Raw genomic sequence first — 19608 nt, 5'->3', positions numbered from 1 at the left:
TTCCCACATGCGGATGCTGCATACCTCGGACTGGCACATCGGGCGCACCTTCCACGGTGTCGACCTGCTGGCCGATCAGGCGCGTGCGCTGGAGGCGGTGGCGGAGCTGGTGGCCGCGGAGCGGGTCGACGTGGTCGTGGTACCGGGCGACGTCTACGACCGGTCGATTCCGAGCGCGGACGCGATTGCGGTGTGCAACAAGGGTTTCGAGGCGATCCGCGCCGCGGGAGCGACGATCGTCGCGACCTCGGGTAATCACGATTCACCCACTCGGCTGGGCGCCCTCGGCAGCTTCGCCGCGGCGGGCGGACTGCATCTACGGACGTCGGTGGCGGAGGTGGACCGGCCGGTCGTGCTCACCGACGAGCACGGACCCGTCGCCTGCTACGGCATCCCGTATCTGGAGCCCGAAATCACCCGCGCGGAACTGGATGTGCCGCAGGCGCGTTCGCACGCCGAGATCCTGGAGGCCGCGCTGGCGCGTATCCGTGCGGACCGGCAACGACGCGGTGATCCGCGCACCGTGGTGCTGGCACACGCCTTCGTGGTCGGTGCCGAGGCGACCGGTTCGGAACGTTCGATCGCGGTGGGCGGGGTGGAGACCGTTCCGCTGAGCGCGTTCGAGGGCATCGATTACGTGGCGCTGGGCCATCTGCATTCGCCACAGACGTTGTCGGAGTCGGTGCGATATTCCGGCTCGCCGCTGCCGTATTCGTTCGCGGAGCGGTCGCATCGCAAGGCGGTGTGGATCGTCGATCTGGACGCCGCCGGGCTGGTATCGGTGCAGCGTCACGATCTGCCGGTGGTACGTGGACTGCGTCAGCTGACCGGCGTGCTGGACGATCTGCTGTCCGCGGCCGAATATGCCGACGCCGAGGACGATTACGTCTCCGCGGTGCTCACCGATCACGCCCGCCCCGTCGATGCGCTGCGCCGGCTGCGCGAGCGGTTCCCGCACGCGGTGCACGTGGAATGGTCTCGCCCGGAGGGCAATACACAGCTGCGCTACCGCGAACGCGTACACGGCCGCCGCGACAGCGAGATCGCGCACAGCTTCCTCAGCGATGTGCGCGGTGAACCGACGGCGGGGGAGATGGTGCTGATCGAGCAGGCACTGTCCGCGGCCCGGCGCGAACCCGACTCCGAAGTGGTGGCAGCCTCGGCGGAGTTGTCGGCATGATCGACGTCCAGGCGGGGGCCGCATGAGGCTGCATCGGCTGGAGCTCACGGCTTTCGGGCCGTTCGCCGAGACGGCCCGGGTCGACTTCGACGAGCTCGGCGCCGACGGTCTGTTCCTGCTGCACGGTCATACCGGCGCGGGGAAGACGACGGTGCTCGACGCGATCGCGTTCGCGCTCTACGGCCGAGTGCCGGGGGCGCGCGGTGAGAGTAAGCGCCTGCATTCCGACCACGCCGATGCGCAGACCGCGCCGCGGGTGGTGCTGGAGGCGACGCTCGGCGGCCGCCGGCTGCGCCTGACCAGATCGCCGGAATTCGAGCGGCCGAAGAAGCGCGGCATCGGTATGCGGACCGAACAGGCCGCGGCGACACTGGAATGGCTGGACGGGCGCGGACAACATCTGTCGCGCATCCCCGATATCGGCGACGAGGTGAGCCGGCTGCTGGGGATGAGTGCCGATCAATTCTTCCAGGTGGTGCTGCTCCCACAGGGCGACTTCGCACGGTTCCTGCGCTCGGACAACGAGGATCGGGAGAAGCTGCTCGAGCGACTGTTCGACACCGAACGCTTCGGCACGGCCGAACAGTGGCTGGCCCAGCGGCGGCGGGACAGCGGCGCGCAGCTGGACACTCACCGCCAGAGCGTCGACCGCCTGATCGCCCAGGTCGCGATCACCGCGGGCCTGGGCGCCACCGAAGCCGTCGGCCCGCTCGAGGCCGTGGAATGGTCACAGCAGCTCCTCACCCAGGCCCGCGCCGAGACCGAGCGTTCGGCGGCGGATCTGGCCCGCTGCCAGCGGGATTCGGCGCTGCGACAGGCTGCCGCCGAGGAACATCGCCGCGTACAGGAGCGCCGCGAACGCGCCGCGATCGCCCGCCGCCACCTCGACGACTACATCGCCGGCGCGCCCCACCGCGAGCGGGTGCAGACCGATCTGGACCGCGCCCGCCGCGTCGAACCGGTGGCGGCCGCGCTCGCCGACGCCCGCACCGCCGCCATGACCCTGCGCCGCCGCACCGATGAAGCCCGTGACCTCGCCGAACGCCTGGCCGCCCGCCTGCTCGAACCGGAATCCGCCGAGCTTCCCGGAACGACCTGGGCCGCAAATGATCTCGCCGCCGCCGAATTGGTGGACACGGAATTGGCCGAGGAACTGTCGGCCATTCCGGAGATCGGCCGCGCCGACGCCGACGAAGAGGGTGCCGCAGGCGAGGGCCGCCATGGTCTGCGCTCGGTGAGCTCGAGTGAGAGCAGCCGATCCGCTGCGGAATCGGTTCTGGCCGGCACGGCCGCCGACCGCGGACACGCCGCCGGAGAAGCCGCCTTCGCGTCGACCGATGACGTGATGGCGGCCGAATGGAGCCGCTCCGGCGAAGAGCATGCCGGGGAGTCCGCGGGGGACAGGCCTCAGGTTACGCCGGTCACAGTGGCAACCGACCCCGGCCACGCCGAAACGACGGACGACGCAACGCTGTTCGCTCTCTCTGTTCCTCCGCAGGAGGAGCACGATGCGGTGGACGAGCCGGTCGAATTGGAGTTGTTCTCCATCGACCTCGTCCGCCCCGCACCGGCGCCGGAGTCACGCGGTGACCGGAGTCGCTCCGGTGCCGGCGCGCAGAACGAGCCGGGCAGGTCGGGCGAGCCGCGGATTGCCGGAGCGCACGACGACTCGGGCACGGACGCGGCGGGCGGTGCTGTCGCAGCCGAGACCGGGACGCCCGGTGGCGCGACCGGTGTGACGGCTGACAGCTCGAACCCGAGCTCGGTGGGAGATGGTCCGCACTCGACGGACGACTGCCTGCGCTCGGCGGGCGACGGTCCGCATTCGGTGGACGACAGCCCGCGCCCTGCGGACGGCACTGTGCACACCACAACTGCGCGCGGTATCGACGCCGCCGTCCAACGGTGGTCGGCACACATCGGCTCCCTGGAAGAGGTCCGCGCCGACGCGGAGAACGCCGTGCGCCTGACCACCGAATTGGCCGGCCTACGAACGGAATACGCCGCCGCGACCCGGGAGCTGGAACAGCTGTCGCAGCGCAGGGAGCGGTTGCCGCAGGCCATCCGCTCGGCCGAGGTGGCGCTGCGGGAGGCGGCGGATGCGCGGGCCGCGCTGGCGGGCTTGGAACGCGAATGCGAGCGCACGCGTGCCGCGGCGGAGGCGGCCGTCGAGCTGGTCGGCGCGCGGAAGGAATTGTCGACGGCCACCGAGGCATTCGAGCGCGCCCGCGCCGCGCACGCCGATGCGCGCGAGCGCACCCTCGATATTCGCGAACGTCGTCTCGCCGGTATGGCGGCCGAGCTGGCGGGTGCGCTCGTCGAGGGGCAACCGTGCAGCGTATGCGGTTCCGGCGACCATCCGGCCCCCGCCCGGCCCACCACCGTCACCGTCGCGAAATCCGACGAGGACGCGGCGGTTCAGGCGGAACGCGACGCCGAACAGCTCCGCGACCGTGCCCTCACCCGCCGCACGGAATTGGAACGGCGGATCGAACTGCTCGTGGAGCGCGGCGGCGACGGTGATCACGCGGAATTGGCCGCGGCCGTGAACGCGGCGACCGAACAATTCCGGTCCGCGCAGCAGAAGGCGAGCGCCGCCGCCGATCGCACCGCCGAGGTGGAGCGGCTGCGCACTGCCGAGACCGAGCTGCACACGCGCCTGCGGGAACTCGAAAGCCGAGCCAGCGCAGTGCAGGAACGCATTCTGTCGGCCGATCGGCGGCTGGCCGAACTCACCGAGCGAGTCCGGGTGGCCGCCGGTGCCGACGGCACGGTGGAGCGTCGCCGCGCCCGCCTGGAAGCGCTCATCGCCGACGCCACGGATCTGCTCACCGCCCGCACCGATGCCTCGGTCGCCGGCGATCAGTTCGCCGACCTCGCCCGCCGCGTCGACCACACGGCCCGCGCCGCCGACCTGCAGATCGCCACCGAGCCGCAGCCGGAACGCTCCGCGTCGGACGCACCCGACCACACGGTGCTCGCGGCCTACGCGAAGGTCGTCGCGGCCGCGACCCGCACCCCGCAGCAGCAGACCGAGATGGAGGCCGAGCTCGTCGCCGCCGACCGCCGCCGCGCCCACGCCGAAGCGGTTCTCGCCGAACCCGAGGTCCGGGCCGCGGCCGACGCCGAAGCGGTGGACCTCACCGAGGTCGAGGCGGCCGTGGCCGAGGCGCGACGCGCGCTGGACGCCGCGGTCGGCGTGCACGCCGAAAACACCCGCCGCGTCGCGCAACTCGAGGAACTCGGCAGTCAGCTGTGGGCCGCGGCCGACCGCATCGCACCGCTCCAGCAGGCGCACCTCGAGCTCGAGGGTCTCGCCGACGTGGTCGCGGGACGCGGCGCCAACAACCGCCGAATGTCTCTGCGCTCCTATGTGCTCGCCGCGCGGCTGGAGGAGGTCGCGATCGCCGGGTCGGCACGCCTGCGGCGGATGTCGGGCGGCCGCTACGAATTCGTCCATTCCGATGCGGCCGGTCCGCGCGGCCGCCGCGGTGGTCTCGGCCTGGACATCCGCGACGACTACACCGGTGCCGTCCGTCCCGCGAAGACGCTGTCCGGTGGGGAAACCTTCATGGCTTCGCTGTCACTGGCTCTCGGCCTCGCCGATGTGGTCGCGGCGGAATCCGGTGGCCTGGTCTTGGATACCTTGTTCATCGACGAGGGATTCGGCAGCCTCGACGCCGACACCCTCGACGCCGTGATGGGTGTGCTGGACGAATTGCGTTCGGGCGGAAGGGTGGTCGGCGTGGTCAGCCACGTCGACGAGATGCGCCAGCGCATCCCCAGCCGCCTTCATGTCATCCGGGAACCGACCGGCTCCCGGCTGCGCACCATCGTCGCCTGATCACCCGCGGCGCAACCGGCTGCCCGATGTGCGCAGTGCCCGTAGCTCCGCGGCGTGCGGATCCGGCATGGTGGTCGAACTCGGGAAGTCGAACCCGCGCACCTGCCGGTCCGTTCCGAACGGCGCCCAACCCGGATCGCCGTGCGTCGCGAAATCGACCCAGGCCCGGTGGATTTCGTCGGCCAGTGGCTGCGGCGGGTTCGGCCCGGTCAGCGGATGTGCCTCGGTGAGTTTGTCGAAGACGAACGGGATCTCCAGCACGTGACAGGCGCCGAGTTCGGGAACCTCACTGCGCCAGCCGAATTCGTACACATGCGTCGGCGCCCCGGCGGCGGTGTTGGCGGCCGCGATGCGCATCGAATCGTCGCGGAAGACCATATCGGTGATCACGGCCGCGAAGAGGTCGGCGGGTGTGGCCTGCGGCCGATGCTCGGCGTAGACCTCCACCGCGGCGGGGTCGACACCGTAGCGGGACAGCACCGGCCCCAGCGTCTCGTCGGTGAGCGTGGCCGCGATGCCGGTCGGAAAGGTGAAGAACCGGAATTCCTCGGCCGTCCAGCCGATGATCAACGGCACCGCGTGGCCGGTGGAACGCTCCAGCACGTCGACGGGCCGGTCCTCGATGAGTTCGCCGTCGATCACCGGGAAGAAACTCAGAATCCCGAGGCCGTTGTCGATGATCGTGCGGCCCCACCGGTTCGGATCCGGGTTGGTGATCAACTCCAGCGCCACCGCGTCCTGCGCGGTCCGCAGCCGGTCCGGTCCGAGTTCGCCGAAGGCCGCGGCCGTCGGCTCGATGCCCAGTGCGCGAGCGAGGTTTTCGGCGACCTTCACCGCGTCGGCGGCTTCGGCGACCGCGGATCCGTTGCCGCTCTGCACGATCGCGCGACGGAACAGTCCGCGCGCCGGCGCGGCGGTCAGCAGGTCGACCACACTCATCCCGCCGGCCGATTCGCCGAAGACGGTCACAGTGTCGGCGTCGCCGCCGAACGCCGCGATATTGTCGCGCACCCAGCGCAACGCGAAGATCTGATCGTGCAGGCCGCGGTTGAGCGGTGCGCCGGGCACGGCGGCGAAGCCGGAGATCCCGAGCCGATAGTTGATCGACACCACCACGACCCCGTCGCGGGCGAAGGTACTGCCGTCGTACATGGTGCGGGCGTTGGAGCCGCGGGTGAAGGCGCCGCCGTGAATCCACACCATGACCGGCAGACCGGATCCGCCGACATCGGGCGTCCACACGTTCAGATTCAGGTATTCGTCACCGGGCAATCCGTCGCTGCCGATCAGCGCGTGGATCGGCGCGGGATATGGCGATTGCACACAGGTCGCGCCGTAGGTCAGCGCATCGCGCACGCCGTCCCATTCCGGAACCGGCCGCGGCAGGTCGAATCGGGCCGGGCCGACGGGCGCGGCCGCGTAGGGGATGCCGAGGAATGTGCTCACCCCGTTCTCGGTGGTGCCGCGGACCTTGCCACCTGTGACCGACACGATCGTTTCCATGCAGAACTCCTTCGTCGTTCCGCATTCTGCCCGCCGGACCGACTGTTCGGCACGAGTTCGGTGCGCCGGATCCGGGCACCCGAGAGCTCAGCGCGTGAGCTGGGCCTTGTCCGCCGCCGCCCGCTCGTGGGCGAGCAACCAGCGTTTACAGCCCAGCCCCCAGCGGAAGCCGCCGAGCGAGCCGTCCGTACGCAGAATCCGGTGGCACGGAACGAACAGCGCGGCCGCATTGCGCGCACAGGCGTTGGCGGCGGCGCGCACGGCCTCCGGGCGGCCGGACCGGAGCGCGAACGCGGTGTAGGTGATCGGCGCGCCGGCCGGTACCGCCCGCAGCACCGACCAGGCGTGTTCGAGGAACGGACCGGACACCTGCCGCACCGCCACTCCGTCGATGGCCTCGAGCTCGCCCTGGTGGTACCGCTCGACGGTGTCGGTGAGCTCGTCGAGGGCGTCGTAGCGGCGCAGCGCGGCCGGTCGCACGCGCGGATGGACGACACCGCGCAGCCCCTCCGCGTCGGCGGTCCAGCCGGAGGCCAGGACCGCGCCGTCGGCGTCGGCGATCACCGTGAACGGCCCGATCGGGGTCGGGACCGTCGCGTAATCCGCGGTGCTCATCGGCGCGCGCCCAGATAGGCCGTGCGACGGCCGGCATCGGCGGCCGCGGCTCCGGGACGGGCGTCGCCACGACGGTCGAGTGCGGCGCGGGCGGGCACGGGCCGGGTGGCGTCGTCGCGCCCGGTGGGATATCCGCCGTTGCGTGCCGATGCCGCTCGCGCAGTCGCGCCCCCGGCCACCGCGGTGCGTTCGGACAGCGCGCGCTTCCACAGATGCATCGACAGATACGACCGCCACGGCGCCCATCGCGACGTATCGGTGAGATCGATCCCGTACTGGGCCGCGCCCTGCCGGACCACGAGATCGGTATGCAGCAGGATGTCCGGGTCGGCGAGCAGTCGCATCGTCACGTAGTCGGCCGTCCACGGGCCGACCCCGTCGATGGCGAGCAGATCGCGGCGTACGTCGGCGGCGGTCCGGCCGGCGTGCAGTCGCAGGTCACCCGAGGCGAGCGCGCGGGCGGCGCCCACGATCGAGGCGGTCCGCCGGGCCGGGCCGGTCAGCACGTCGGCGCCGCGTTCGGCGATGGCCTCGGCGGTGGGGAAGAGTCGCGGCATCGGGCCGTTGACGTTCTCACCCAGCGCGTCGACGAGGCGGGCGGTATGCGTGGTCGCCGCCGACACCGAGATCTGCTGTCCGATCATGGTGCGCAGCAACAACTCCGAGCCGTCCAGGCACCCGGGCACGCGGATGCCCGCGCCGATCGCCGGGGCGCCGGGTCCGAAGCCCTCGGTGAGTGCGGCATCGATTCCGACCGGATCGGCGTCCAGGTCGAGCAGATGCCGGATCCGCGCGACCGTCGGCGCCAGATCGCGCATGTCGTGCAGCGCCAGACTCGCACGCACATGGCCGGGGTGGATACTCGCGCGCACCGTGGCATGCCCGTGCGGGGTGCGCAGGCTGCGCGTGTAGACGCCGTCCTCCCAGCTCTCCAGCCCGGGGACCGCATGGGCGGACAGGAACCATTCGAGCCAGCTCGCATCGAGCGGTTCGCGATAGGGCAGGCGCAGGGTGAGGGCGCCGTTGGTGGCGGGCAGTGTGTCGCCGCGCAACCGCCGCGCCTCCTCGCGCAGGACGGTCGGACTCACCACGAACACCTCGCGCACGGTGTCGTTGAACTGCCGGATGCTGGCGAAACCGGCCGCGAAGGCGATGTCGGACATGGGCATTCGCGTGGTCTGGATGAGCAGCCGGGCAGTGTGAGCGCGGTGGGCGCGAGCCAGGGCGAGCGGACCGGCGCCGAGTTCGGCGGTGAGTACCCGGGTCAGTTGCCGTTGCGAATAGCCGAGTTTGTCGGCCAGGCCGGGGACGCCGCTGCGTTCGATCACGCCGTCGGCGATCAGCCGCATCGCTCGCGCGGCCAGATCCGCGCGGGTATTCCACAGTGGTGAGCCGGGTGCGGCATCGGGCAGGCACCGGCGGCAGGCGCGAAATCCGTTCTGCTGCGCGGCGGCCGCGGTGGGGAGGAACGTGACATTCGTACGCTTCGGAGTGATAGCAGGACACGATGGCCGACAGTAGATTCCGGTGGTGCGCACCGCCGTGACGAATTGCCCATCGAAACGGGCATCGCGGGTGGCCACCGCTCGATAACAGCGCTCGAAGTCCAGACCGTTCACACTCACGCAGTCCACCTTGTCAGCCCGAGGCCGCCTGCGCTAGCGGGAATCAGACAACTACCCCCGCAGGACAACGTTTCAGCGACATAGCCATGCGCTATCAATTATCGTTCAACTGAGAGCGGCTGCGTATAACCGCCGCCAAGGGCCTATTCCGCAGCGTCGCAAGGATTTCGGGTCGGCCGGAGTCGCCGGAGGAGTTGTGCGGAGTTGGTCGCAGATCACACGCGAACATCGCGGCCGTCGGCTGCCCCATCGATCGGCCCGGCCGCCACCGATCGGCGGCGCGGCGAGCTCAGCAACACCGGGTTCCGGGGTGGCGATCGGCCGCCGCGTGCCGCTCTCGCCAGTACTCGCGCTCGCTCGGAATCGGCCGATCGGGGTGCCGGCGGCGCAGATGCTCCACATATCGCGAATAGTCCTGCCCGCCGAGCACCGCGTTCAGGTAGCGGGCTCCCGCCCGGACCGCACGCAGCGGCGCCCCGAGAACCGCGACGCTCCGACGGTGCGTTCTCGCCGCATCCGTGTCGGCGGACGGAGCGGGCGCGGCCCCTGCCGCCGCGCCGGAACCCTCGAATTCGCTTGCTAGGAAGCCGGTTCCGGAGTCGACGCGTGCGCTGCTCCGGGGGCCTTCACCGCTCCCGTGCGTTCCAGTTCCTCCCATTCGCGCTGCACCTCCTTCTCGGCCTTGGTGGTGAGGAAACCCGACGGCCCGAAGATCTTCGAGGGCACTTCCGGAGTCTCGGTGGTGGCTCCACCACCGCGCCGCACCGCCTGAACACACACGATCACACCGACCGCGGCCACGATCAACACCAGCACCGCGAAGATGATCGACAGTGAGCCCTGGATGAACGTGTTGCGCACGACCTTGTCCATATCGGCCATGCTCTTGGCCGGCGCGAGCACCTTTCCGGCGTCACGCGCGTCGCTGTATATACGGTGCTGGGTCCAGTAGCCGATGTTCTTGTCGCCGGAGAAGATCTTCTGCCACGAGGCCGTCATGGTGACGATGAGGTCCCAGATCAGCGGCAACGCCGGAATCCAGGCCCACTTCCACAGCCTCTTCTTCATCACGATCACCAGCACCACCGTCAGCGCGACCGCGGCCAGCAACTGGTTGGCGATGCCGAACAGCGGATACAGCGTGTAGATACCGCCGAGCGGATCGGTGACGCCCATCAGCAGCACCGAACCCCAGGCGGCGACCACGACGAAGGTGCACAGCCAGGCTCCGGGCCGCCAGGACGGATCCTTGAACTTGCGGGCCGGTCCGCCGAGGTTGCCGAGCGTGTCCGACAGCATGAAGCGCGCGACGCGGGTGCCGGCATCGATGGTGGTCAGGATGAACAGCGCCTCGAACATGATCGCGAAGTGGTACCAGAACGACTTCATCGCGGCGCCGCCGATGAAGTTGTGCATCACCTCGGCCATGCCGACGGCGAGTGTGGGCGCGCCGCCGGTGCGCGAGTAGATCGCCTGTTCACCGACGTCGTGGGCGGCCTGGTTCAACTCGTTCGCGGTGATCGGTGTCCCGCCGAGTCCGAGGGCGTTCACCTTGTCCGCGGCGGCCTGTGCGCTGGTGAGGCCGCCGGTGTTCATCGCGAAGTACAGATGCTGGTCGAGAATGCTGGCCGCGATGATCGCCATCACCGCGACGAACGACTCCATCAGCATGCCGCCGTAGCCGATCATCCGTGCCTGCGACTGCTTTTCGAGCAGCTTCGGCGTCGTGCCCGAAGACACCAGGGCGTGGAATCCGGACAGCGCACCGCAGGCGATGGTGATGAACAGGAACGGGAAGAGGCTGCCCGCGAACGCCGGACCCTTGGAGTTCCCGGCGAACTGGGAGACCGCGGGTGCGTGCAGCACGGGCATGGTGATCACGACGCCCAGCGCCAGCAGCACGATGGTGCCGACCTTCATGAACGTCGACAGATAGTCGCGCGGCGCCAGCAACAGCCATACCGGCAGCACCGAGGCGACGAAGCCGTAGATGATCAGCATCCACGCGATGGTGGTGCCCGAGAGGGTGAACAGGTCACGGCCCCAGCCGGATTCCGACACCCAGCGCCCGGAGACGATGGCGAGCAGCAGCAGTACGAATCCGACGACGGAGATCTCGCCGACCTTGCCCGGCCGCGCGTAGCGCAGGTACAGACCCATCAGCAGCGCGATCGGAATCGTCATCGAAATCGAGAACACACCCCACGGGCTGCCGCCGTGCAGTTGCCCGTCGGCGCCCTTGGTCGCGGCGAGCGCGTTGACCACCACGATGCCCAGGACAGCCAGCAGAATCACCATGATCACCAGTACCGCGATCAGCGCCGCGACACCGCCCACCACACCGAGCTCGTCGCGAGCCATCTGCCCGAGGCTGCGGCCGCGGCGCTTCACCGATGCCCACAGCACCAGATAGTCCTGGACGGCCCCGGCCAGCACGACGCCGATCACGATCCACAGCGTGCCTGGCAGATACCCCATCTGCGCAGCCAGGACCGGCCCGACCAGCGGACCGGCGCCGGCGATGGCGGCGAAATGATGGCCGAACAGGACCCGCCGGTCCATCGGCATGTAGTCGGTGCCGTTCTCCAGTTCCTCTGCCGGAGTGGCGGTGTCGTCGCGCGGTGTGGTGATCTTCCATTCGATCAGCCGGGCGTAGAACTGGTAGGCGATGATGTAGGTGCACACCGCCGCGATGACGATCCATACCGCGTTGACGTTCTCGCCGCGGGCGACGGCGAGGATCGCCCAGGCGACCGCACCGAAGACGGCGATGGCCGCGAAGATCGCCTTCTTGGCGGGCGTGATCGGCCGGCGGTCGACGATCCCGACGGGAGGCAGCTCCGGCTCGGTTCGGAGGTATTCGATGGTCGCCATGCGAGCTACTCTCCCGTGCTGGTCTAGGTCCGATCGAAGAGGAGCTTCCGGCCGGACATCAGGTGGAACTGACTCAAGGTAGCGGAATCCCGCCGAATCGGGCGAGCCCACGGTGGGATCCGCACCCCGTTCAGGAATTGTTCATCGGACCGCATGCCTACATCCGAGGCCGAAGCGCAGATCCCTCGCGTTCGGGCTCAGCCGGGCGGAACAGCCGATGAATAACGGCGGCCGAGGGTCCGGATGTGGTCCACGAGTTCTGGCGGCCCGTCGACGCGGAAGTCCATCATCAGCATGCTCAGGTAGATCGCGATCGTCTCCAACGTGTCCGCGCCGGTATACAAGACACACGACTGTGCGTCGACGGGTTCCACCACGCCGACGGCCGGATTGATGCGCGCGATCACCGTCTCGGCCGGTGCGAGTACCGTGACGCGGGCGTGGACTCGCCACCCGGCCGTGGCGATTTCCCGCAGCACGAACGCCACGAGATCGGCGTCGGGCAGGGTGCGGGCCGCGAAGTGCTGGGATCCGGTCGCGACGCTGCCGACGGCGGCCACGGGAAGCGCACGCCAGCAATGGGTTTCGAGATCGTAGGCGACGAGATACCAGCGGCGTTGCCAGTTGATCAGCCGATACGGCTCGAGGCGGCCACCGTCCACGTTCAGGACCCGAGTGCCGCGAATCGCGGATGCGATGGTCGCGAGAGTCTGCGCCGGCACGGGCGCATCGGGTTCGCGTGAGCCGGTCGTCGCGGGACCGATCTCGGTGGCGGTGCGCAGCGCTGTCACCTTGCGCTGCAACCGAACCGGCAGAATCCGCTCCAATTTGGCGAGCGCCCGCGCCACGTTCTCATCGATATCCGCGATCCCGGTGGACCCGTCCTCGGCGAGGCCGATCGCCACCGCCACCGCGACCGCCTCGTCGTCGTCGAGCAGTAGCGGCGGCATGGTCCTACCCTGCCCGATCCGGTAGCCGCCGACCGCGCCACGCTCGGCATGGACGGGGTAGCCCAGCTCCCGCAGCCGTGCGATGTCCTGCCGCAAGGTGCGGTCGCTGACATCGAGCCGTTGCGCCAGCTCCCGGCCGGTATAGGTGCGGTCCTGCAACAGTGACAGCAGGCGTAGCACGCGGGTTGTGGTGGAGGTCACAACGAAGCTCTTTTCGGCGGCGGATTATTAGGAAGGAATCGAGCCTAATTGCCCAATAGTCTGAGTTCAACGCCGAAAACGAAGAACGAAAGGCCCTCCGATGAACGCCACCTCCCTCGCCCCCGCCGCCGCTCTCGCCCCCGTCTGGCGTGACGTCCTCGCCGATTCCTACCTTGCCCTCGCCGACGCGGTGGCCGGAATCGGCGCGGCGCAGTGGGACCTGCCCACCCCGTGCTCGCAGTGGACGGTCACCCAGGTCGTCCAGCACGCCGCCGGTGATCAGCTCGCCTTCGCCGCGGCCCTCGGCGTGGGCGCCGGCCCCGCCTACGACCCCTTCGCCCCCTCCGGCTCGCTGGACGGCACCGGCGCGGAGTTGATCTCCGCCGCCCTCGACCAGACCGCCACCGCCTGGGCCACCGTCGCCGACGACGCCGAAACCGTCCCCACCCCGCTCCCGCACGGCGCCCTCCCGACCCCCGTCGCCGCCGTCATGGCCGCCCTCGACGCCGCCGTCCACGCCTGGGATATCGCGATCGCCACCGGCCGGCCGTCCCCGCTCACCGACACCCTGGCCACCCATTTGCTCACTGCCGCAACGGATCTGATCGAACCGCTGCGTCAGTGGGGCGCGTACGCGGCGGTGCTGGATGCCGAGCCCGGCGATACCGCCGTCGACACCCTGCTGCGCTACCTGGGCCGCAACCCGCGCGCCTGAGTGTGCGGCTCACCCTTCGCGAGAACGGCGGCCCCTGGCCGCCTCGCTTGCCCGGCCGGTTCTGCTATGCGTTCTCGTGTCGGTCCAGTACGCGGGTCAGCAGCGTGACCAGGCGGTCGCGCTCCGCCTTCGTCAGACCGCCGAAGATCTCGTCCTGGGCGCCGGTCAATGCGGCGTCCAGTTCGTGCAGTCGCCGCTCGCCGGCTGCGGTGAGGGTGATCAGGTGGCGGCGCCGGTCGTTCGGATCCGGTTCCCGCGCAACGTATTTCTGCGCCTCTAGCTCGGTCACCATGGCGTGCGTATCGCTGCGGTCGATGCGGCACCGCTGGCCGATCGCCACTTGGCTGGCGGGGCCGAACTCGTCGAGTGCCGCCAGGATCGCGAAGTGGTAGCCACGGCCGCCGGCCGCCGCCATGGTTTCTCCGATATGTCGCTGGGCGAGCGCCGCGGTCTTGCCGACCAGCCAGCTCGGTTTGCCGCGCAGGCGTGCGGGTGTGTCGTCCATGCGTGAAGTCTAGTGGATTCGTTGGACGGTCCAACGAAATTGGGGTAGCGTCGCTGTCGTAAACCGTTGGTTAAGCCAACGATTATCGGAGGTGGAGAAGATGTTGCTCACGCTGGATGAGGCACGCGCCATCAGTGCTCGGATATGCTGTCGCGCTGCGGATTTGGGTGCGCGGGTGACCGTGGCCGTCGTGGACGAGGGCGGGCACGTGCGAGTGCTGGATCGGATGGACGGTGCGCCACCGCTCTCGGCCCGGATCGCTCCCGCGAAGGCGTCCAGCGTCGCTCTGTTCCATCGCGACGGCGGTGAACTGCAGCAACTCCAGAAGGCTTGGCCCGCCCTCTTCGACCGCATCGATCAGCTGTCGCCGACACCGATCGTGGCGGGCGCGGGCGCGCGGCTGATTCGTCGCGACGGTGTCGTGCTCGGCGCGGTCGCGGTCTCTGGTGGGCGGCCCGAACAGGACGACGAATGCGCCGAGTTCGGGCTCGCTGCTTCTCGATCGACACCCGACGCGGCGTAAGCGTTTTGCTACGAATCAGGCTGTGTGCGAGCGGTATTCATGCCAGCGCTCCACGGCAGCCTGCACGACTTCCTCATCCTGGGTCGCATGAGCGCCCGATGCCCCGGCCGCCCCGAGGATCACACCGTTCTCGGTGACGAGCACGCCACCCGCGAACGGGATGTAGTCACCGTCGTAGAGATGCTGAATGCTGTCGACGATCTCACCCGGCAACGGAAGCTGTCCCGAGGGATGCAGCGTCAGGAGTGCGGTGCGCGCCTTGGCCACCGCGAGGCGACTCGTCATCGGCATCCCGCCGTCCGCCCGGCGCAGCGCGATCACCGCGCCGCTCACATCGGTCACCGCCACCGCCAGCGGCGGAAATCGGCGTTCGGAGGCGACCGCCAGGGCCGCGGTCACCAGCCAATCGGCATCGGCCAAGCCCAATCCGGGAAGTCGAGGGATCTGCGCCATGAGTCGACCTTAGTCGGGTGCCGTCACGGTATGCGGCGGCGGTGTGGGCGTCGAATCCCTTGCGGCAGTGGAGGTCTACGGCGCCGTGACCCGCCGGCGTTTCTGGATGCGGCGATCGACAGCGCCCTCCGCTCCCCGTCACCTTCTGAGCGGCCGGTCGCGCACAGGGGGCAGAACGTCCGGACCGACGACGAGGCGCGCACGGGCGTGGTGGCCGCGGCTTGGCCGTCCCATGAGGCGTTCGCTCGGGTCGGCGGGCCGGGGTACTCCATGCACTGGTCGCGACCTGGGCAGATTCGGTCGCCGAACGGGCGCCGCGTAGACTCTTGCACTCGTGAGTCTCACCCTCGGTATCGTCGGCCTGCCCAACGTCGGAAAGTCGACGCTGTTCAACGCGCTGACCCGCAACGACGTGCTCGCGGCGAACTACCCCTTCGCCACCATCGAGCCGAACGTCGGCGTGGTGCCGCTGCCCGACCCGAGGCTGGACAAGCTCGCCGAGATCTTCGGCTCCGAGCGCATCGTCCCCGCGACGGTGTCCTTCGTCGACATCGCCGGCATCGTCAAGGGCGCCTCCGAGGGTGCGGGCCTGGGCAACAAGTTCCTCGCCAACATCCGCGAAGCCGACGCCATCTGCCAGGTGGTCCGCGTCTTCGCCGACGACGACGTGGTCCACGTCGACGGCAAGGTCGACCCGCTCAGCGATATCGAGGTCATCGAAACCGAGCTCATCCTCGCCGACCTGCAGACCCTCGAGAAGGCGGTCGTCCGCCTCGACAAGGAAGCCAAGGTCAAAAAGGATCGCAAGCCGGTCGCCGACGCCGCCAAGCAGGCGCAGGAATTCCTGAACGAAGGCAAGACCCTGTACGCGGTCCGCGACAAGATCGACGCCGACCTCCTGCGCGAACTGTCGCTGCTCACCACCAAGCCGTTCCTCTACGTCTTCAACGCCGACGAGTCGGTGCTGACCGACGAGGCCCGCATCGCCGAACTGAAAGCCGCTGTCGCCCCGGCCGATGCGGTCTTCCTCGACGCCAAGGTGGAAGCCGAACTTCTGGAGCTGGACGCGGAGTCCGCCCTCGAACTACTGGAATCCATCGGCCAAACCGAGCCCGGCCTCCACGCCCTGGCCCGCGCCGGCTTCCACACCCTGGGCCTGCAGACCTACCTCACCGCCGGCCCGAAAGAGGCCCGCGCGTGGACCATCCACCAGGGCGACACCGCCCCCAAGGCAGCCGGCGTCATCCACACCGACTTCGAACGCGGCTTCATCAAGGCCGAAATCGTCGCCTACGACGATCTGATCGAAGCCGGTTCCATGGCCGCCGCCAAGTCCGCGGGCAAGGTGCGGATGGAAGGTAAGGACTACGTCATGCACGACGGGGATGTAGTCGAGTTCCGTAGCGGATTAGCGTCTGGCGGCAAAAAAGCTTAGCGGAGCCCATGATCGCGGACTTGCCTATATAGTAAACGGCATCCTATCGGCCGATATTTGGCCCAAGATGCATTCGGTAGTGGGGGCATGGTGGACGAAGTAATTGCGGATTTCCTTGCGCATTATCGACGGGAGTTCGACTTCTATCAAGAGGTCGGGAGGCTAGTCGAACGACGCGTGACTGAGGCGTGCAAAGCTGAGGGGATCAGCTGTTATGTGACCAGTCGAGCGAAAGATTTCGATAGTCTTCGTAATAAGTGTATAAAGAGGCATGCAGAGAAGTGTTATTCCTCAGCAGACGAGATACGTGCAGATATACCCGATCTTGCTGGTGTTCGTATCGCTCTATATTTTCCTGGTGAACGCAGTCGGGTCGAGACGATAATTTCTCGGCTCTTCGATATTGAAGTGAAAAAAGAGTTTCCCTTAGTTAGCGCTGAGGAAGGCGAAAAGTCGAGCTCTGGTCATGTCGTGCGAAGGTTTCCGGGCTATTCCGCAGTGCATTATAGGATAACGGTAAGAGAGGACGGCCTCAAGGGCAAAGATATCCGGTTTGCCCGAGCTCGGGTTGAGGTCCAGGTTGCTTCCGTTCTTATGCACGGCTGGTCTGAGGTCGAGCACGACTTAATCTATAAGCCGATAGGGGAGTCGCTCTCTGATCAGGAAAGACAGCTCATTGACCAGCTGAACGGTCTGGTCCACGCCGGAGAGGTGGCTCTTGAGCTTCTCCAGAAGGCTGGTCAGCGAAGAATTGAGGAAGGTGCGCGGAGTTTTGTCACACACTATGAGCTCGCTGCGTATCTCCTTAGTCATGTTAAGCGCCTACGTGAAGAGTCTATTTCGGAGACCGAAATGGGCCGCGTCGACGTTCTGTTCGATTTTCTGAAACGAGTAGAGCTGACGACGCCGGATAGCCTGCGCCCGTTTCTTGAGCGAATCAACTCTGATTTCGAAAGTCGACCTTTGACTGACCAGATTGTGGACGCTGTTATTGCTGAAAACCCGGACTATCTCGACCTTTATCTCTCTAGGATGTATAGGCATCCGGGAGAAGTGATGAGACCGGCTGTGGGTGATGGCTGGGTTCCGTCCGAAGAGGAGTGGTACCGACTCGTCGGCCGATATTCTATGATGTGGGCGCAACTCGAACGCATAATAACTGCAGGTTCCGACGGGGTGCAGCCAACTTTTATGCGCCGTTTAAGTAGGCTGCATGAACAAGGAATATTGTCCGATGAGTTGGTGAAAGCAATCAGATATTCTCGGACCTTTCGCAATGGTTTGATCCATGGGCATGCTGATCCGAATATCGACTATTTGCGTGAACAGCTTGACTTGCTGAATTCGATACTGGATGTTTTAAAGTCGCTACTACGGGATAGGCCAGACGAAGGCGGCGCAGGAGCAACCGTGAGGTAACTTCTCACCCACAGGCGGCATGAGAGCGTGCGGAGGGGGATCGGCTGCCGATGAAAACCGCTGACTTACCTTCAGCCTCCGCCTCCCGCGTGACAACGTTCGTGGCCTACGGTGTCACTATGTCGACACTTCAAAAGTATGTTGAGACCCTTTTTGGGAATATAGTTAAGTACCGTGCTGGGCTAGTCTCTGGCAAGAGGTAGGCAGGCTTAGGTATCGATGCGGGTAGCGCCTAGGGAGCGCGCTTCCAACCGACTGTCCGGGTAGGCCGGAGACGTCTTGGCGAAGTTGATGTAACGAGGGGGAGAGTTGGATCGCTATTCGCGAACTGCGCTAACCATAGCGGTGGGGGTAGTCGCCTTTGGGTATATATCCATGGTCGCGCTTGCCGTGCTTGCCACGGTATGGCATTGGCAAGACTTTTGGAAGACCGCAGCCCAACCATTCGCAACGGCGGGTGCAGGGCTGGGCGTGCTTGGCGGCGCTTCGCTGGCGTTTTGGAGCGCAGAACGGAAACGTAACAATGATGCGGAAAAGGCAAAATTAGATCACGATCGCGAGACTGCGCGAAACCTTCGGGAGCGATTTACGTCGGCAACCGCCCAGTTTTCAAGTTCTGATTACTCTGTTCGTCGATATGGTGCCTTTGCGCTCGCTGCCCTTGCGGCGGACTGGCACGCCATCGGTGGTGAGCGCGATCGTGATACTTGCATTGCTGTACTTATCGGCTACTTGCGGGAGACCAATGAGTTATTTGTGCCGCCCAAGGAAAGCTTTGACCGCGGCCGGCCTGGGAAGGACGGACCGGTCAGAAGGACGATAGTCGAGCTACTCGCCGATTGCAATGACGAATGGGCAGGTCAGTGCGGCTACGACCTTTCGCTTACAGACCTTAGAGCGCTAAACTTGAATGGCATGAACTTGAGTAGGGCCTCCTTTAGAGGCGCTCGCCTCGATTGGTCTTCACTGGATTACAGCGATTTGTCCCGAGCTGATTTTACATACGCGTCTATGGATTGCTCGTCGCTTCAAAAGATTGAAGCTCCAGACGCTGTGTTTGATGATGCCACCCTGTCTGGAACCAATTTCGCAGGTGCGAAGATTACGGGTGCAAGCTTTGAGCTTGCTAAGTTCAATGAGTACGCTACATTAACGTCGGCTGACGCGACGGGCGCAAAATTCAACGGGGCAAAAATGGCCGGGGCAAATCTGCAGAGCGCCACGCTTGTGGACGCGGAGTTCATTGGCGCATCCCTCAAGGGCGCCTATTTATCTGACGCGGATTTGAGTGGAGCGCGCTTGATGACTGCAAATATGTGTGATGCTAACGTCTACAACGCGAACCTAGAGTCGGCAGATTTGAACGACGCGCTGCTGTTCCCAACTGAGATTGGCTCGACAATGCCTGACCTTAGCGATGTGAAGGGTCTTAAAGATGCTCTACATATACGCGGTGCCCATCTTGGTGACGAACAACGCAGACAATACCTATACGCGATCGGAGAGAGCGACGACAAGCGCGAGGAAGCGAGTAGTTCATAGATTTGCAGCGGACTAGCGTTAGGAAAGAAGTCGACCACGCGCGTATCCCTGCTGTAGATCCCCGCTGCCCAGGCGGGCCGGATAAAAATCGGCCAGTTTTGCACGGTTTGCGATGCCGGAACGAGGTCTGCCGCCTACATGGGAACCGCTGCGCGGTCGCGGGTCTTGCTGGCCACCTGATAGGCGTTCCGCGCGGACGCTCGCCGACCTATGACCAGCATGGC

Annotated in this window: 15 protein-coding genes; 7 read left to right on the top strand and 8 right to left on the bottom strand. The window is 66.9% G+C overall.

Annotated elements, in window-relative coordinates:
* The first annotated feature begins 7 nt into the window (after positions 1–7).
* Positions 8–1180 carry an exonuclease SbcCD subunit D gene (locus NMI01S_RS08625; RefSeq protein WP_062995414.1) on the top strand — a complete coding sequence of 391 codons (1173 nt, stop codon included), beginning with the start codon at positions 8–10 and terminating at the stop codon, positions 1178–1180.
* Between the two features lie 22 nt (positions 1181–1202).
* Positions 1203–5024: an AAA family ATPase gene (locus NMI01S_RS08620; protein WP_062995413.1), complete on the top strand. Its 3822-nt coding sequence runs from the start codon at positions 1203–1205 to the stop codon at positions 5022–5024.
* On the opposite strand, the gene NMI01S_RS08615 is transcribed toward NMI01S_RS08620, so the two are convergent.
* From NMI01S_RS08615 to NMI01S_RS08595, 6 genes are all read right to left on the bottom strand, one after another.
* Positions 5025–6527: a carboxylesterase/lipase family protein gene (locus NMI01S_RS08615; RefSeq protein WP_062995412.1), complete on the bottom strand. Its 1503-nt coding sequence runs from the start codon at positions 6525–6527 to the stop codon at positions 5025–5027. It lies immediately after the preceding gene.
* An 87-nt stretch (positions 6528–6614) separates the two neighbouring features.
* Entirely contained in the window at positions 6615–7142 is a 528-nt protein-coding gene (locus tag NMI01S_RS08610) for a methylated-DNA--[protein]-cysteine S-methyltransferase (protein WP_062995411.1), read from the bottom strand.
* Positions 7139–8776 (bottom strand): AlkA N-terminal domain-containing protein, encoded by a 1638-nt coding sequence (locus tag NMI01S_RS08605; protein WP_084512740.1) that lies wholly within the window; start codon positions 8774–8776, stop codon positions 7139–7141. Before NMI01S_RS08605 ends, NMI01S_RS08610 begins: the two co-directional genes overlap by 4 nt.
* A gap of 280 nt (positions 8777–9056) precedes the next feature.
* Positions 9057–9425 (bottom strand): YbdD/YjiX family protein, encoded by a 369-nt coding sequence (locus tag NMI01S_RS36520; protein ID WP_157126095.1) that lies wholly within the window; start codon positions 9423–9425, stop codon positions 9057–9059.
* Positions 9347–11641, bottom strand: coding sequence for a carbon starvation CstA family protein (locus tag NMI01S_RS08600; RefSeq protein WP_062995410.1), 2295 nt, complete (start codon positions 11639–11641; stop codon positions 9347–9349). Before NMI01S_RS08600 ends, NMI01S_RS36520 begins: the two co-directional genes overlap by 79 nt.
* Before the next feature lie 197 nt (positions 11642–11838).
* Positions 11839–12792, bottom strand: coding sequence for a helix-turn-helix transcriptional regulator (locus tag NMI01S_RS08595; protein ID WP_062995409.1), 954 nt, complete (start codon positions 12790–12792; stop codon positions 11839–11841).
* A gap of 100 nt (positions 12793–12892) precedes the next feature.
* Here NMI01S_RS08595 and NMI01S_RS08590 point away from each other — a divergent pair, with 100 nt between their 5' ends.
* Positions 12893–13507: a TIGR03086 family metal-binding protein gene (locus tag NMI01S_RS08590; RefSeq protein WP_062995408.1), complete on the top strand. Its 615-nt coding sequence runs from the start codon at positions 12893–12895 to the stop codon at positions 13505–13507.
* A gap of 64 nt (positions 13508–13571) precedes the next feature.
* On the opposite strand, the gene NMI01S_RS08585 is transcribed toward NMI01S_RS08590, so the two are convergent.
* A complete protein-coding gene (locus NMI01S_RS08585; protein ID WP_062995407.1) occupies positions 13572–14012 on the bottom strand; it encodes a MarR family winged helix-turn-helix transcriptional regulator in 441 nt (146 codons plus the stop codon).
* Between the two features lie 100 nt (positions 14013–14112).
* On the opposite strand from NMI01S_RS08585, the gene NMI01S_RS08580 reads away from it, so the two are divergent.
* Positions 14113–14535 (top strand): GlcG/HbpS family heme-binding protein, encoded by a 423-nt coding sequence (locus tag NMI01S_RS08580; RefSeq protein WP_063920689.1) that lies wholly within the window; start codon positions 14113–14115, stop codon positions 14533–14535.
* Between the two features lie 15 nt (positions 14536–14550).
* On the opposite strand, the gene NMI01S_RS08575 is transcribed toward NMI01S_RS08580, so the two are convergent.
* Positions 14551–14988: a GlcG/HbpS family heme-binding protein gene (locus NMI01S_RS08575; RefSeq protein WP_174554461.1), complete on the bottom strand. Its 438-nt coding sequence runs from the start codon at positions 14986–14988 to the stop codon at positions 14551–14553.
* A gap of 334 nt (positions 14989–15322) precedes the next feature.
* Here NMI01S_RS08575 and ychF point away from each other — a divergent pair, with 334 nt between their 5' ends.
* The 3 genes from ychF to NMI01S_RS34000 all read left to right on the top strand — a co-directional run bounded on the left by ychF (position 15323) and on the right by NMI01S_RS34000 (position 19384).
* Complete coding sequence (gene ychF, locus NMI01S_RS08570; protein ID WP_062995405.1) at positions 15323–16423, top strand: redox-regulated ATPase YchF; 1101 nt, start codon at positions 15323–15325, stop codon at positions 16421–16423.
* Between the two features lie 87 nt (positions 16424–16510).
* On the top strand, positions 16511–17842 hold the full coding sequence (locus NMI01S_RS34005) for a GTP pyrophosphokinase (RefSeq protein WP_084512737.1): 1332 nt from the start codon (positions 16511–16513) through the stop codon (positions 17840–17842).
* A 375-nt stretch (positions 17843–18217) separates the two neighbouring features.
* Complete coding sequence (locus NMI01S_RS34000; protein ID WP_157126094.1) at positions 18218–19384, top strand: pentapeptide repeat-containing protein; 1167 nt, start codon at positions 18218–18220, stop codon at positions 19382–19384.
* Positions 19385–19608 lie beyond the last annotated feature (224 nt).

This window comes from Nocardia mikamii NBRC 108933 (assembly GCF_001613505.1).
In the GTDB taxonomy this organism is placed as follows: Bacteria; Actinomycetota; Actinomycetes; order Mycobacteriales; family Mycobacteriaceae; genus Nocardia; species Nocardia mikamii.
The sequence above is the reverse complement of the archived record's forward strand: the minus strand, read 5'-3'. Positions and strand labels throughout refer to the sequence as shown.

Excerpts from the sequence above, each read along its gene's own strand:
- NMI01S_RS08625 (WP_062995414.1), top strand. The coding sequence starts at position 8 with ATGCGGATGCTGCATACCTCGGACTGGCACATCGGGCGCACCTTCCAC.
- NMI01S_RS08620 (WP_062995413.1), top strand. The coding sequence starts at position 1,203 with ATGAGGCTGCATCGGCTGGAGCTCACGGCTTTCGGGCCGTTCGCCGAG.
- NMI01S_RS08615 (WP_062995412.1), bottom strand. The coding sequence starts at position 6,527 with ATGGAAACGATCGTGTCGGTCACAGGTGGCAAGGTCCGCGGCACCACC.
- NMI01S_RS08610 (WP_062995411.1), bottom strand. The coding sequence starts at position 7,142 with ATGAGCACCGCGGATTACGCGACGGTCCCGACCCCGATCGGGCCGTTC.
- NMI01S_RS36520 (WP_157126095.1), bottom strand. The coding sequence starts at position 9,425 with ATGGGAGGAACTGGAACGCACGGGAGCGGTGAAGGCCCCCGGAGCAGC.
- NMI01S_RS08600 (WP_062995410.1), bottom strand. The coding sequence starts at position 11,641 with ATGGCGACCATCGAATACCTCCGAACCGAGCCGGAGCTGCCTCCCGTC.
- NMI01S_RS08590 (WP_062995408.1), top strand. The coding sequence starts at position 12,893 with ATGAACGCCACCTCCCTCGCCCCCGCCGCCGCTCTCGCCCCCGTCTGG.
- NMI01S_RS08585 (WP_062995407.1), bottom strand. The coding sequence starts at position 14,012 with ATGGACGACACACCCGCACGCCTGCGCGGCAAACCGAGCTGGCTGGTC.
- NMI01S_RS08580 (WP_063920689.1), top strand. The coding sequence starts at position 14,113 with ATGTTGCTCACGCTGGATGAGGCACGCGCCATCAGTGCTCGGATATGC.
- NMI01S_RS08575 (WP_174554461.1), bottom strand. The coding sequence starts at position 14,988 with ATGGCGCAGATCCCTCGACTTCCCGGATTGGGCTTGGCCGATGCCGAT.
- NMI01S_RS34005 (WP_084512737.1), top strand. The coding sequence starts at position 16,511 with ATGGTGGACGAAGTAATTGCGGATTTCCTTGCGCATTATCGACGGGAG.
- NMI01S_RS34000 (WP_157126094.1), top strand. The coding sequence starts at position 18,218 with ATGGTCGCGCTTGCCGTGCTTGCCACGGTATGGCATTGGCAAGACTTT.